The organism is Streptomyces sp. NPDC001156 (assembly GCF_053598275.1).
The window spans coordinates 15,004-28,054 of sequence record NZ_JBSFJX010000106.1 but is presented as its reverse complement, the minus strand read 5'-3'; the positions used below and the strand labels follow the sequence as shown (position 1 = coordinate 28,054).

Here is a 13,051-nt window from a genome sequence, read left to right as displayed (position 1 = left end):
CAAGGGTTCCGGCGAGGGTAGTGCTCACCTGCTGGCGGCTACGGCACCGAGTCTCTCCGACCCGGCAAGTCCCATTAGGCGAGGACGTACCGGCCGTGCCGGGCGTTCGCCAGGTGCGCAAGCGGAGCAGGCAGCTTCAGTGACACTTCGCCCTCAGGCGTGACGCGGATCGTCTCATTGCCGAACCGCTTGCCCGACTCGCCGTCCGCCTGCAGGAACCAGCGTTCAGCCTCCCAACGACGCCGCCACGCGTGCCCGGCGAGCTGCGCCGCCTCGAGGTGGTGTCGGGTGGTGAGCAGGCGTTTACCGCCCCGCACGACCCGCACCCGCCCCACCTCGTGATCGGCCCGCTCCCGCTCCAGCCGATCCTTGAGCAGATGCAGTCGCCGAGACTTGTGGAACCACTCCTGGCGGGTGCGGTATCCGCCCGGCGCCCGCTTCGAGCCCTTCTCGCCCACCGGCAGCGACAGGCGGTGCGCGATCGTCTTGATGCCGGCCTCAAGGCTGCGGATGTGCGCGAGTTGGGCACGCCGGGACAGCGCCCACTGATCGTGGGTGGCCTTCGTGATCGAACCGGCCCACCGCGAGGACGACGTGTCGGTCAGGGCCCGCTTGCGCCTGGCCCACGTATCCGCGGAGTGCTCCAGGCCCTCGGCGCACCGGCGTTTGAGATCCTTCGAGGCCAGCGACCCCAGATGCGCGCCGACCACACGTAACACCTGCTCGTCGTCCGGCGTGAGGGCCTTGAGGCGGGTGCGGATCGCCACGCCGGACGGGCCGACGGCCACGAAGGGGGCAGCGATCGTGCGCAGCGACTCACCACGCATCGATGCACCCCCCTCCCCAACACGTGATCGGCAACAGGAAGAACGGTACCGGCCGGCACTGACAGTGCCCGCCAAGCGGTCGTGCGCGCTGCAACACCACGAACAAGTACATGCTCGTGCACACTCACACACACTCCTGCACATCCGAAACCGAACAGCTCCCAACCCCGCTGTGGGTGTGGCCGCCGAACTGGCCGCGCGCGGGCACCGGGTGGCGTGGGCGTGCCCCGACCCCGGGCTCGTCGCGTGGCTGGCCGGCCGGACGCCGAGGTGTTCGGTTGCGCCGGGCCGGTCCCGGGGGAGGACGGAGCCCAGCGGCCGGCCGAGCTCCAGGGGGCCTGAGGCCCTGAAGTTCCTGTGGGAGTGGTACCTCGTGCCGCTCGCCGAGGCGATGGCGCCGGGGGTGCGGGCGGCCGTCGAGAGTGTGCGTCCGGAAGTGGTCGTCGCCGACCAGCAGGCCTTCGCCGGGGCACTCGTGGCCGAGCGGCTCGGCGTGCCGTGGACGACCTCGGCCACCACCTCCGCCGAACTGGTCGACCCGCTGGCCGGTCTGCCCAGGGTCAAGGAGCATCTCGACGGGCTCCTGGCGGATCTGCCGACGGCGCCGAACGCGAGGGACGAGTGGAGCGCGGCTACTGCGGCAGCTTCCCCCGCCTGGCATCGGAGCTCACTGCCCGCTACGACGTGGTGAGCATGTTCCACTACCTGGAACACAGCGCTGATCCCAATGCCGAACTGCGGGCCGCGTGGCAGTTGGTGCGTCCCGGCGGTCATCTGCTGATGGAGGTCCCTGACCCGCAGAGCCGCTACGCCCGTCTCCTCGGCCGTTGGTGGCTGCCCTGGCTCCAGTCGCAGCACCTGCATCTCATGCCCGTCGCCAACCTCCGCGGCCGACTGGCCGAGCTGGGCTTCACGGTGGTCGCCGAACCGCACGACCCGGTCGACCTGTTGGCCGCGGTGTGGCTCGCGCTCAACCACGCCGCACCGCACGACGACATGTCGTGGCTGCCCGAGCGGCCGAACGCGCTGCGCCGCGCACTGCGTACCGCCGTGCTCGTCGCCGGGATCCCCGCGCTGGTCCTGGGCACACTGATCGACCGGTTCGGGGTCCGGCCCCTGTGCCATCGGCTGCGGCTGTCCAACGCGTACCGCCTGGTGGCCCGCCGCGACTGACCCTGCACGATCGCCTTGACCTCGCCCTCAAGGAGCCGAGGGGCACATGATTGACTGGGCCATGGAAACGGACCGTCCCTGACAAGGGGCTGATCCCTTTCTGCGGCATGGGCGGTCGCACCCACCATGAGCGGACCGTCGGTGCCCCGCCGTCTCTTCACCTCAAGGAGAAGCCCGCATGTTCCAGCGTATTCTGCTGGCCGTCGACCCGACCCCGCTGCCGCAGCGTTCGCTCGACACCGTCACCACTCTCGCCCAGAAGTTCGACAGCACGGTGCACGTTCTCCACATCGCCACCACCGCGCCGGTCGGCAGCGCCGTCATGCCGCTGGAGGACGAGAAGGAAGCCCAGCAGGTTCTCGACGAGGCCCTCGCAGCTCTGCGTGACGCCGGTGTCAGCGCCGAGGGCGAACTGCTCGGTGAGTTCATCACCGAGGTCGCCCCCGCGATCACCGCCGCCGCCGAGCGGGTGGGCGCCGACCTGCTCGTGCTCAGCCCCCACCACCGCAGCACCTTCGCCGCCTGGTTCAACCCCCGTGTCTCCGACGCCGTGAGCCACGCCACCCACGTCCCCGTCCTCCTGCTCCCGGAAACCGACGAGGCCTGACCTCCCGCCGCCGGGGCTGCCGCCACAGGCCCGCGGTACGGGCGCCTCGCTCCCGGGCCGGGTCCCGGTGGCACGCGGTGAGGCTGCCGCGCCGCTGAGCGCGTCGCCAGACGTCGAGCGATAGCGTTGGCACCACTGGCTCATGACTCATCGCCGCGCGTACCCGTGCAGGAGGACTCCCCCGATGGTCGACGAACCCATCCTGGTGCTTGCGGCGACCGGCGGTCAGGGCAGAGCCGTGACCGACGCCCTCCTGGGCCGCGGCGCCCCCGTCCGGGCACTGGTACGTGACACCGGCCACAGGGGGGCACGTGAACTGGCCGACCGGGGCGTCGACGTGGTGGCGGGATCCCTTGGCGACCGCGCGTCGCTCGCAGCCGCGATGAACGGGGTCAGAGGGGTCTTCGCGTTCACGACTCCCTTCGAGGCGGGCGTGGAGGCCGAGGTGGCCCAGGGGCGGGCGATCCTGGCCGCGGCGAGCGAGGAACGCGTGCCGCATCTTGTCTTCAGCTCGGTGGCCGGGGCCGACCAGGACAGCGGCGTACCGCATTTCGAGAGCAAGGCACGCATCGAGCAGGAGCTGGCTTCCGGCGATGTGCCGTACACGATCCTCGGCCCGACGTATTTCTTCGACAACGCCCTGGGCGGAGCGGAACGCATCCGCAGCGGGGTCCTCGACCTGCCGCTGCCTGCCGACAGGCCGTTGCAGCAGCTCGCCCGGCCCGATCTCGGGGCCTTCGCGGCCGAGGTGCTGCTGAGCCCCGCCGCGTACACGGAACGGCGTATCGAGCTGGCCGGTGACGCACCCACGCCCGCACAGATGGCGGCCGCGCTGAGCGCCGCCGTGGGACACGAAGTCCGCCATGAGCAAGTTCCGCTCGAGGCGATCGGGAGTCCAGACATGCATGCGATGTGGACGTTTCTCAACGGTCCGGGCTACCGCGTGGACATCCCCGCGCTGCACGCGGCCGCACCGCACATCCACTGGATGCAGTTCGCCGACTGGGCCCGCGACGCGTTCGCGGCCGCCCGCTGAACGCGAACCCGCCCAACCGGTCCGCCGATTGGAACGCCACCGCCCCGACGGCGATCCGGCCATCCCCGCCCTGCTCCGCAGGAGTCCGATTCCTGCCCGGCCTGAAGGCCGGGGCATCCTCGGAGAAACCCGGTGAGCCGGTCGCGGCAGGCTCGCCGGCCGAGCCGCCCACGTTCCGGCCACTCGGCGTGGCCCTTCGGACCGCGGCCAGGCACACGGCGACGTCCTCCCGGCCCTTGGCCGGGAGGACGTCGAAGCGCGAGGGCGCCGGTGTCTTACGGGCGACGCTCGGGCACGTTGTCGTGGACCCGCTTGGGGTCGGTGACCGCGACCGGCTCCAGGACCTCCTCGATGCGGGCCATGAGGTCGGCATCGAGCACGACACCGGCCGCCTTGGCGTTCTCCGCGACCTGCTCCGGCCGCGACGCGCCGATGATGGCCGCCGAGACGTTGGGGTTCTGCAGCACCCAGGCCACGGCCAGTTGTGCGAGGGAGAGCCCGGCGTCGGCGGCGAGCGGCTGGAGCTGCTGAACGGCCTCCAGCACGTCATCGCGGAGCCAACGGGCGATCATGTTGGCGCCGCCCTTGGCATCGGTGGCGCGGGAGCCTTCCGGCGGCTGCTGACCGGGCGTGTACTTGCCCGTCAGCACACCCTGCGCGATCGGCGAGAATACCACCTGGCCGATGCCCAACTCCTCGCAGGCGGGCACGACCTCTCCCTCGATGACCCGCCACAGGGCGTTGTACTGGGGCTGGTTGGACACCAGCGGGATGCGCAGCTCTCGCGCCAGGGCGTGGGCACGCCGAATCTGCTCCGCGGGCCACTCCGAGACCCCGATGTAGTGCGCCTTGCCGGAGTGGACGATGTCGGCGAACGCCTCCATCGTCTCCTCCAGCGGCGTGGCGACGTCGTACCGGTGGGCCTGGTACAGGTCCACGTAGTCGGTCCGCAGACGGCGCAGCGACCCCTCGATCGACTCCATGACGTGCTTGCGCGACAGCCCGCGGTCGTTGCGGCCCGGCCCGGTGGGCCAGAAGACCTTGGTGAAGATCTCGAGTCCCTCGCGGCGCTCGCCCTTCAGCGCGTCGCCCAGAACCGACTCGGCCCGAGTCGCGGCGTAGACGTCAGCCGTGTCGAAGGTGGTGATGCCCACGTCGAGCGCGGCGCGCACGCATGACGTCGCCGCCTCCGCCTCCACCTGCGAACCATGGGTCAGCCAGTTGCCATAGGCGATCTCGCTGATGATCAGGCCACTGCGGCCGAGGTGACGGTATTCCATACGGGCCAATCCTTTACGGGCGTGTGCGGGGCCATCGGCACCGCCGAGTGCACGTCCCCGCGGACTGTCCTGGGCGGGGCAGCCCAGGAGCGTCATCTGTGTGGACACTCGGCAGCGACTCTCATCAGATCACTTCGCGCCCGGCTGCGACAGCATGTGCCTACTACTGCTGAACGTACTCTGCGCAGGGTCACCCACTTCAAGTGGTCCCGGCGGAACCAGGCCCCTCGTCGGCGTGAGTGGCACCCGCCGCCCAGTTGCCCCGTTCACGACTCTGGCACGCGGGACATACCGAACGGTATACAAGCCCAATCGAACGCGCGAGAGCCGTCCTTGGTGCGGTTCCGCGTGCCGGCCTGGCTTCAGGGGGAGGACCTGCATGGCGAATGACACCCATTCTGGCGAAGCGGCGAGACGTCGCTCCTGGCCGCTCACGGCGGGGGCGGCGATCGGCGGCTGCGTCCTCGTCGCCGCTTCGGCGGTACCCGCCTCGGCCCATGGCGTGGCGCATGGCCGTGACACGCAGTACGTGTCACTCGGGGACTCCTACACCTCGGGCCCCCTCATCCCGCAGCAGGTGGACGCGGCCTGCGCCCGCTCCGACCACAACTACCCCTCGATCGTGGCGGCGGAGCGCGAAGTGACCGCGTTCAAGGACGCGAGCTGCGGCGGAGCGACGACCGAGCACATGTGGAAGCCGCAGGGCACCAATCCTCCTCAGCTCAACGCGGTGCAACGGGACACCGATCTGGTGACCGTCCAGATCGGCGGCAACGACATCGGTTTCGGGTCCATCATCGCCACCTGCGCGGGCCTCAGTTCCACGGACGTGACGGGAAACCCGTGTCAGCGCCACTACTCCGCGTCCGGTTTCGACCAGCTGGCGCTGAACATCGTGCAGACGGCGCCGAAGGTCGACCGTGTGCTGCGGGCTGTGCACGCCAAGGCGCCGCACGCCCGTGTGCTCGTCGTCGGCTACCCGGACCTGCTGCCCGACGACGGCAGCGGTTGCTATCCTTCGGTCCCGTTCGCGTCGAAGGACTTTCCCTATCTGCGGGACACCGAGAAGCGCCTGAACCTGATGCTTCGCCTGGTGGCCCAGTGGAATCACGCGGAGTACGTGGACACCTACGGGCCCACACAGGGGCACGACATGTGCAAGGCGCCCGCGGACCGCTGGATCGAACCACTGCAGCCCGCCTCGCCGGCGGCCCCCGCACATCCCAACGCCAAGGGTGAACAAGCCATGGCGAGTGCCGTGCTGGCCCGTCTGGACAAGGGTCGCGGACGCGACTGATCAGTGCGACACCGTGGTGGACGCACGGCCAGTGCCGTCCGTCTGCCGGGACTGGCAAACCGATCCGCAGCCACCGGCCGGTGGCTGCGGATCGGCGTTCGTGTCAGGCACCTGCCGCCCGGAAGGCGGTGGCACGAATGCTCTGGCCGCAGAGCGCGAAGTCGCCGCCGTCATCCGGAGCCAACTGCTGCTTGCCACCAGCGACGCCCACCACGATCGAAGGCGCTACGAAAGGTGTGGCACCGGAGGCGCAGTACCCGTCCGCCTCACCCAGGACCGGCGTGAAGGTGAGCTGCGTCGAGGCCCGGCCGCCTACCGCCAATTGCACCGGCGCCGATGAGCCCTGGCGGATCACGTTGAGGGGCTTGTTCTTGTCCGGTGAGCCCAGGCCCGCGAGAGCCACCGTGGGAAAGCCCGTCAGCGCGCAGGGCTTCGAACCCTTGTTGACGACGGTGATCCCGATCTGGGTGCCCCCGATGCGCCGCGCACTGTTCGCGACGACCTGAGCGCTCGTGCACGAGGGAACCGAGGCCCGCTGAGGAGTGCCGTCGTCTGCTGCGGCCGCAACGTCGGCGCCCGCCGGCAGGCCCGCGGACGCGGCCGCCGCCAGCAGCACAGAGACCAGGCGCAGGCGACTTCTCGTGGTGCGATTCATGGGTTGTCCTCCCGCGGTGTACGGGGCCGCCTGCGTATCCTGCGGCGGCCGACGCAGGGAGGAGTGGGACCGGATCGTCACGCGTTGAACGACATACGTCTCGATCCCCACCTCCGCTGTCACGGTCTCCCAGCGTCGCATCAAGCTCCGCCATCGGCCATCCGGGAACCGGGCCTGCCCATTGCCTCAGGCGCCCCACGGCAGGCACCAAACCTGAGCAGCAGCCCGATTCGGTGACAGGGGGATCGGTGCCCTCAAGAGGCCGTCGGCGAGTGCGGCGTACATGGACGCGCCGCATGGGACTCCAGCGAGCCGGAAACGGTAACAAGCCGACATTCACGGCGACTTCGGGGTCACAGGCAACCCAAAGCGTCCTCTCACACTTTTCACAAGTGCCGCACAGCAATCACTGCGGCACCTGCACGAGGCACACAGCACAGTCGGACCACGCAGAACGAGGAACCGATGACCAGACACCGTCCTCATGCCGTACGCCGTTCGGCGCTCGTCGCCGCCGCGGCCCTCACCGTCGCCGCTGCCGGCGCGGTCGCCGCACCGGGAGCCATAGCGGCCGCCCCGGCCGGCACGCCGAAGCTCAAAATCATCACCGCATCGAACGCGGTGACCGTCGACCGCTGGGAAGGTGAACCGGGGGTCTATCTGGACCTCGGCACCTACGTCACCGTCGATGGAGGTCCCTTCGAATTACGGGTGACGCGCAAGTCGTACAACGACCCCGTCGTCGCGTCGCAGATCATCCACTCCGGGACCAAGACCCTCACCAAGGCCCTGCCGACCGGCCTGGTGAAGGACTTCTCCGGCCTGCCGGACTTCCTCCAGGTCAGCATCAGCGACCGGTCGGGAGCGAAGGTGGCGGAGACGACGCAGTCGTTCTGCCCGAACACCCGGGCCGGCCGCATCCGGCCCGACGCACCGTCCACCTCGAAGTTCCCGGACAGCTGTTCCGACAATCCGTTCGCGCTCGGCTCGGTGTGGGGCGTCGAGAAGGGCTGGGCCGCGGCCACGTCCCCGGGATTCAGGCAGCAGCAGCCGATCGATCTCTCCCCCGGCGTCTACACTGCCACGATCTCGGTGGCCAAGAAGTACCGTGACGTGTTCGGCATCCCGGCACAGTCCCGGACGGTCAAGGTGACGGTCCGCAGCCAGACCGGTGAAGGGCAGGGGCCGGCCGGTGGCGGCCACGCCCACAGGGAGACCTTCAAGAGCGCGAAGCCGGCCGCCAGGCGTCCGGCGGGCCGGGCGGGCATCCCCGCCAACACGCCGAAGCCCGATCTCCGCGCCCTGCCCGCCTACGGCATCGCCATCACCGACGGCGAGGACGGGGACGTCCCGGGCAAGGACTATCTGGCCTTCAGCGCCACCGTCTGGAACGGCGGGCCCTCGCCACTGGTCGTCGACGGGTTTCGCAGCCCCGGCAAAGAGAAGATGGACGCGTACCAGTACTTCTACGACGCCAAGGGCAAGCAGGTCGGGTACACGCCCACCGGCACCATGGAGTGGGACCCTCGAGAAGGCCACCAGCACTGGCACTTCAGCGACTTCGCCAGCTACCGGCTGCTCGGCGCCGACAAGAAGGAGATCGTCCGGAGTGGCAAGGAGGCGTTCTGCCTCGCCAACACCGACGCGATCGACTACACGGTGAAGAACGCCGACTGGCACCCGTACAACACCGACCTCGCGACCGCCTGCGGTGAGGAGACCTCCGTCTCGGTGCGCGAGGTGCTCGATGTCGGCAACGGCGACACCTACACCCAGATCCGGCCCGGTCAGTCCTTCGAGATCACGGACCTGCCGAACGGCACCTACTACATCCAGGTCATCGCCAACCCCGACAACCGGCTCAAGGAACAGAGCACGGCGAACAACGTCACCTACCGCAAGGTGGTCCTTGGCGGAACCCCGGGCGCCCGCACGGTGACCGTACCGAAGTACGGCCTCATCGACGCACCCTGACGTCCCGGCGGGCGGCGGCGGAAATGACCGTGCCGAAGCCCTTCAGACTCCGCCGCCTCCGCCCCAGCGGACCGGGGCGATCTGCCGGGACATGATCGTGATCAGTTCGGCCGCGAGAGGGAGCTTCGCGCCGAGTCGGCCGAATCACGGAGGGGCGCTCCTGCGGCTTCCGGGTGACGCTCCACGGCGCGGGCAGCAGACGGTTGAGGGGCGCCCCGCGCGTTCGCGGGACGCCCCTCGGCCGTGTCCTTGGTTCAGGCCGGGTTGCCGGCGTTGCGCAGTCGCGCGAAGGACGAGTCGAGGCCCTTCTTCATGAGCCGCGCCACGGGCCGCTCCACCAGGCGATGGACGAGGTAGCTCAGCACCAGGAAGCCGCCGATCACGACGATGAGCAGAACCCGGGCGTCCATCGTGTCCCGCAGGCGGTTGATCAGCGTCGTGCCCGCCGCGTAGTGCATCAGATAGAGCGGATACGTCATCGTCCCGGCCGTGACGAGCCACTTCCAGCGGACACGGTCCGTCATGCCGAGCGAGATACCGACCATGACCAGCAGGAACACCGTGAAGATCAGCAGGCTCCCCCGCCAGCTGGAGACGTGCTCGACCTCGTCGATCCGGGACCCCAGCTCCCTCTGTCCCATGAGCCATGCCATGCCGAGGATGCCCCACAGGAGCAGGTCCTGACCGAACCGGTGCATGAGGTAGAGGGCCAGTCCCGCGATGAAGAACCAGGCGCCGTCCGGATTGGCGACCAGCTCCAGCAGCGGGAACCCGGACACCGGTGCGAGCATCGCGACCGCGCCCCACACGCAGCAGAAGAGGACGACCTTCCGGTACGTCAGCCCGGTGGCGACGACGAGCAGGAAGAGCAGGTAGAACCGCAGTTCGGACCAGAGGGTCCAGTACACGCCGTCCACGTTCGCGACGCCGGAACCCGTCTGCAGCATCGTGAAGTTGAGCAGCAGTTCGCGCGGTTGCAGCCGCCCCCAGACACCCGGCAGCACCGTCAGCACGAGCGTCGTGAACACGATGGCGAACCAGTACGCCGGATAGAGCCGGATCACCCGGGAAATGAAGAACTGCCGCGGGGTACGCCCCCAGCAGGACATGCAGATCACGAACCCACTGATGACGAAGAAGATCTCGACGCCGATCCATCCGTAGGAGGCGAACCGGAAGACCGTCGGCATGATCTCGGACACCGGGCGGCCCCAGTACCGGTTGTTCTCGTGGTTCATCCGATTCGTACCGGCATAGTGGTGGACCGCCACCATGAGCGCCGCAACCAGACGGATTCCGTCGATGGCGTACAGCCGGCGTCCCGCGCGGTCGCCGGCGACGCGCTTCTGCGCGCCCGTCGATTCCTGCGGAGGCTGTGGCGACCGGTCGGCCACGGAGAGCGGAGGCAGCGGTTGCTGCAATCCGTTCGGTGTTCTCTGTCCGGGTATGAGCGAACCCCCATAGGACACCGGCGGTCTCTCGTCCCCACCGCGCATCAGTACCTACCCATCCTCACAAGCCAGCCCAGGCCCGTCGGCCACCGTACGGTTCACATACGACCGCTTGAAGGTGAACAGAAATGAACATCCTGACGAGGCTGAGACACATTCGCCTCGACAGCCTCCGACGTTTCGCTCGGCGTTACGCCGCCGTTCAGCCGGCAGACGTGCCCGATCCGTGAACGCCCGCCGATCCCCCACCGCCATCGCTGCCGATCGGCGCCCCGTACCCTCACAACGGTTAGGTGAACCTACCGGTCTGCAACCGATGATGACAACGTTCACGATGCAACCACTGGGCGCCGCCAAGGTCGGCCTCCCGCCAACTCAGGCGATTACCGAGCAAACACGCCACATCAAAACCCCGCGCCGTGGAACGTGAAGGCCTTCGGGCTGAGTCTGTCCCTGGTGCCGCGCTGTCGGTCATGCCGGCCGCGGCCGGGTCCGCCGCGTCACCGGGAGGAACGGGCCGGCCGGCACAGCGCCCCAGCCGAGGCTCTGGCCGGCGTGTGCCGCCGCGCCACCCGGTTCCTTCGCTTCGGGGCCGAAACACGATCCGTTGGACCGCGCCACCCGTCCGAGGTGGTGGCCGGGCTGCCGGCCGGCGGCACGACGGATGGCGATGAGGGCGACGTCGTCGCCGAGACGGCGGGCTGTGTGCGCGAGCAGATCGCGTCTGATGTGGTGGAGCAGGGCCTCGGGCCCGTCCTCGACCCACTGGGCGGTGCGTTCCGCGAACGGGTAGAAGACGCCGTTCCGGTCGCGGGCCTCGATGACGCCGTCGGTGTAGAGCAGCAGGGTGTCGCCGGGGCCGAAGGGCAGCACGTCGAGGCTGTACACGTCGGCCCCGGTCATACCGACGCCGAGCGGAGGCGCGGGCGTGAGGTCCGGGACCGTCACGGCGCGGCCCGGACCGAGCAGCAGAGGGGCCACATGTCCGCAACTGGTCACCCGGATGATGGGGTCGTCGTCCGGGATCTCCAGCAGAAGAGCGGTGGCGAAGCGCTCGCCGGTCTCGTCGTCGGGTTCGAAGTCGCTGAGGTAGCGGGCGACGCTCCGCTCCAGGGCGGCGGCCAGTTGGGGCAGCGTGGCGTGCAGATGGGCGGCCTCACGGAAGGCACCAAGCACAAGGGCGGCCTCGCCGACGGCAGGCAGCCCTTTGCCGCGGACGTCGCCGATCATCACGCGGACCGCACCCTCGGTGCGGGCGGCGGCGTACAGATCACCCCCGATCTCGGCCTCGTCCTCGGCCGCCAGATAGAGGCATGCGAGGTGCAGCGGGCCGATCCGGGTCGGCAACGGCCACAGCAGGACGTGCTGGGCGGCCTCGGCGACCGACCGCACCTGGGCGAGCTGGCGTCCACGCCGATCGCGTAGCACGCACATGATCACGACCACGGACGTCAGCACCCCGAGGGCGATGACCTCGACGATCACGTTCCGCGAGAACTGCGCGTGGGAGCGCCAGCCGATGAACGCCTGCGCGGCCATGGCCAGCGTTCCCACGGCCCCGGTCGTCCACGGGCCGTCGAACCACGCGGTGAGGGCGGGCGCGATCACCAGAAGCGGTCCGAGGACGATGTCGGCCGGGGCAATGATGTCGGCGACCGAGATCAGGACAATGAGCACCACTGGGATCACCAGCAGGATGACTTTCGACTGCCACGGCCGCTCGAGGCTGGAAAAGCCTCGCTGCCACAAGCCCATGCCTCCCACAGTGCACCACGGTGGAGCGGCTTGCGAGTGAAAGGAGCGGTCGACGGAGCCATCCCGCCGAACTCGGCCGGCAAGCGCGTGCGTCGCAGCGGTTGCCGCCGGTCAGCGGTGCGACGGCCCGGATATCCGGATCACTCGGATGTCGCCTGCTCCGGGATTGTCTCTTCTCTCAGGACCGGTTGTTCCGGCGGTGGGAAGAGGAAATTCTCCAGGGCGTCCAGAGCGAACATGACCAGAAGGAGTATCACCGGGACAAGCAGGGCTATGAGGATCACGGTGCCCCCTAGTGCAGCAGTGATCAGAACGGCGCTCCATTGGCAACAGTTCCAGCCTCAGCATGGGGCCGAACGGAGTACCCCGCATGCCGGGAATCGGAAGTTTGTAGGCCAATTGGGTGGCGTCTTCTCGTCAGGATGCGGGCCCGGGCGCAAGGCGCGATTCTGGGATCTGCGCTATGTCGTTTCCGCTGGTGAGAAGCGTGGGGATCCCAGGGGCTGCCGAAGATTCCGGCGGCGGGATCGGACTGTCAGCCGGACGTGTTCTCGGCCCTCAGCCGCACTTGCTCCTCCAGTCGCCTCAGGCTGCTGTCGAGGGCCTCGTGCACTGAGCTCTCGCCCGGGTCATGGCGGTCGTCGAAGAACGACAGATGCACGGTCACTTCGCTGGTTCCGCTGCCGATGCCCGCAACCTGGAGCCAACCGGCGTAGGACCCCTCGTCGCGGGTGCCCCACTCGATGCGCATCTGCTCGGGCCGTGCCTTCAGCAGCGCGGACATGTCCCGCTCGGCGAGATCGTCATGCACGGTCACGGCGGGCGGGACCTCGGCATGCACGTGCAGTGCGTTCGGCAGCCAGTCCTCGAGTTGGTCGACGTCGGCGGCCTGGTCGAAGACGTTCTCGGGCAGTGCCGGCATGGTGCGTGAACGTTCGTACTCGGACATCAGGTACCCCTCCTCGTCTCGGGACCGGGGAGAAGGGACGAGTCCCC

12 protein-coding genes and 1 pseudogene are annotated in these 13,051 nt (G+C 69.1%); 6 read left to right on the top strand and 7 right to left on the bottom strand.

Annotated elements, in window-relative coordinates; translation table 11 throughout:
• Positions 1-80: 80 nt before the first annotated feature.
• Positions 81-827, bottom strand: a pseudogene (locus ACWDA7_RS33970) (IS200/IS605 family accessory protein TnpB-related protein); the annotation flags it as partial.
• A gap of 373 nt (positions 828-1,200) precedes the next feature.
• On the opposite strand from ACWDA7_RS33970, the gene ACWDA7_RS33965 reads away from it, so the two are divergent.
• The 4 genes from ACWDA7_RS33965 to ACWDA7_RS33950 all read left to right on the top strand — a co-directional run bounded on the left by ACWDA7_RS33965 (position 1,201) and on the right by ACWDA7_RS33950 (position 3,643).
• On the top strand, positions 1,201-1,518 hold the full coding sequence (locus tag ACWDA7_RS33965; RefSeq protein WP_450609350.1) for a hypothetical protein: 318 nt from the start codon (positions 1,201-1,203) through the stop codon (positions 1,516-1,518).
• Positions 1,519-1,520: 2 nt separating this feature from the next.
• Positions 1,521-2,000, top strand: a complete 480-nt coding sequence (locus tag ACWDA7_RS33960; protein ID WP_450609348.1) for a class I SAM-dependent methyltransferase — start codon at positions 1,521-1,523, stop codon at positions 1,998-2,000.
• Positions 2,001-2,178: 178 nt separating this feature from the next.
• Positions 2,179-2,607 (top strand): universal stress protein, encoded by a 429-nt coding sequence (locus tag ACWDA7_RS33955; protein WP_450609346.1) that lies wholly within the window; start codon positions 2,179-2,181, stop codon positions 2,605-2,607.
• Positions 2,608-2,791: 184 nt separating this feature from the next.
• On the top strand, positions 2,792-3,643 hold the full coding sequence (locus ACWDA7_RS33950) for an NmrA/HSCARG family protein (RefSeq protein WP_450609344.1): 852 nt from the start codon (positions 2,792-2,794) through the stop codon (positions 3,641-3,643).
• A gap of 275 nt (positions 3,644-3,918) precedes the next feature.
• Here the strand turns inward: ACWDA7_RS33950 and ACWDA7_RS33945 are convergent, their stop codons facing one another.
• Complete coding sequence (locus ACWDA7_RS33945) at positions 3,919-4,923, bottom strand: aldo/keto reductase family protein (protein WP_450609340.1); 1,005 nt, start codon at positions 4,921-4,923, stop codon at positions 3,919-3,921.
• Between the two features lie 379 nt (positions 4,924-5,302).
• Here ACWDA7_RS33945 and ACWDA7_RS33940 point away from each other — a divergent pair, with 379 nt between their 5' ends.
• A complete protein-coding gene (locus ACWDA7_RS33940) occupies positions 5,303-6,220 on the top strand; it encodes an SGNH/GDSL hydrolase family protein (RefSeq protein WP_450609338.1) in 918 nt (305 codons plus the stop codon).
• A 103-nt stretch (positions 6,221-6,323) separates the two neighbouring features.
• Here ACWDA7_RS33940 and ACWDA7_RS33935 read toward each other — a convergent pair whose 3' ends face one another.
• Entirely contained in the window at positions 6,324-6,875 is a 552-nt protein-coding gene (locus ACWDA7_RS33935) for a DUF4232 domain-containing protein (protein WP_450609336.1), read from the bottom strand.
• 465 nt (positions 6,876-7,340) lie between these two features.
• On the opposite strand from ACWDA7_RS33935, the gene ACWDA7_RS33930 reads away from it, so the two are divergent.
• On the top strand, positions 7,341-8,849 hold the full coding sequence (locus tag ACWDA7_RS33930; RefSeq protein WP_450609334.1) for a lysyl oxidase family protein: 1,509 nt from the start codon (positions 7,341-7,343) through the stop codon (positions 8,847-8,849).
• A gap of 254 nt (positions 8,850-9,103) precedes the next feature.
• On the opposite strand, the gene ACWDA7_RS33925 is transcribed toward ACWDA7_RS33930, so the two are convergent.
• The 4 genes from ACWDA7_RS33925 to ACWDA7_RS33910 all read right to left on the bottom strand — a co-directional run bounded on the left by ACWDA7_RS33925 (position 9,104) and on the right by ACWDA7_RS33910 (position 13,004).
• Positions 9,104-10,345: an acyltransferase family protein gene (locus tag ACWDA7_RS33925; protein ID WP_450609332.1), complete on the bottom strand. Its 1,242-nt coding sequence runs from the start codon at positions 10,343-10,345 to the stop codon at positions 9,104-9,106.
• Positions 10,346-10,771: 426 nt separating this feature from the next.
• Positions 10,772-12,055, bottom strand: coding sequence for a PP2C family protein-serine/threonine phosphatase (locus tag ACWDA7_RS33920; protein ID WP_450609330.1), 1,284 nt, complete (start codon positions 12,053-12,055; stop codon positions 10,772-10,774).
• Positions 12,056-12,195: 140 nt separating this feature from the next.
• Complete coding sequence (locus tag ACWDA7_RS33915) at positions 12,196-12,339, bottom strand: hypothetical protein (protein ID WP_359400510.1); 144 nt, start codon at positions 12,337-12,339, stop codon at positions 12,196-12,198.
• 251 nt (positions 12,340-12,590) lie between these two features.
• The gene (locus ACWDA7_RS33910; protein WP_450609328.1) at positions 12,591-13,004 is read right to left on the bottom strand and encodes an SRPBCC family protein; all 414 of its coding nucleotides are present in this window, start codon (positions 13,002-13,004) and stop codon (positions 12,591-12,593) included.
• Positions 13,005-13,051: the final 47 nt, after the last annotated feature.

Bases quoted from the DNA above. Each gene is read 5' to 3' on its own strand.
- ACWDA7_RS33940 (WP_450609338.1), top strand. From the start codon at position 5,303: ATGGCGAATGACACCCATTCTGGCGAAGCGGCGAGACGTCGCTCCTGG.
- ACWDA7_RS33935 (WP_450609336.1), bottom strand. From the start codon at position 6,875: ATGAATCGCACCACGAGAAGTCGCCTGCGCCTGGTCTCTGTGCTGCTG.
- ACWDA7_RS33955 (WP_450609346.1), top strand. From the start codon at position 2,179: ATGTTCCAGCGTATTCTGCTGGCCGTCGACCCGACCCCGCTGCCGCAG.
- ACWDA7_RS33945 (WP_450609340.1), bottom strand. From the start codon at position 4,923: ATGGAATACCGTCACCTCGGCCGCAGTGGCCTGATCATCAGCGAGATC.
- ACWDA7_RS33930 (WP_450609334.1), top strand. From the start codon at position 7,341: ATGACCAGACACCGTCCTCATGCCGTACGCCGTTCGGCGCTCGTCGCC.
- ACWDA7_RS33960 (WP_450609348.1), top strand. From the start codon at position 1,521: ATGTTCCACTACCTGGAACACAGCGCTGATCCCAATGCCGAACTGCGG.
- ACWDA7_RS33950 (WP_450609344.1), top strand. From the start codon at position 2,792: ATGGTCGACGAACCCATCCTGGTGCTTGCGGCGACCGGCGGTCAGGGC.
- ACWDA7_RS33920 (WP_450609330.1), bottom strand. From the start codon at position 12,055: ATGGGCTTGTGGCAGCGAGGCTTTTCCAGCCTCGAGCGGCCGTGGCAG.
- ACWDA7_RS33925 (WP_450609332.1), bottom strand. From the start codon at position 10,345: ATGCGCGGTGGGGACGAGAGACCGCCGGTGTCCTATGGGGGTTCGCTC.
- ACWDA7_RS33910 (WP_450609328.1), bottom strand. From the start codon at position 13,004: ATGTCCGAGTACGAACGTTCACGCACCATGCCGGCACTGCCCGAGAAC.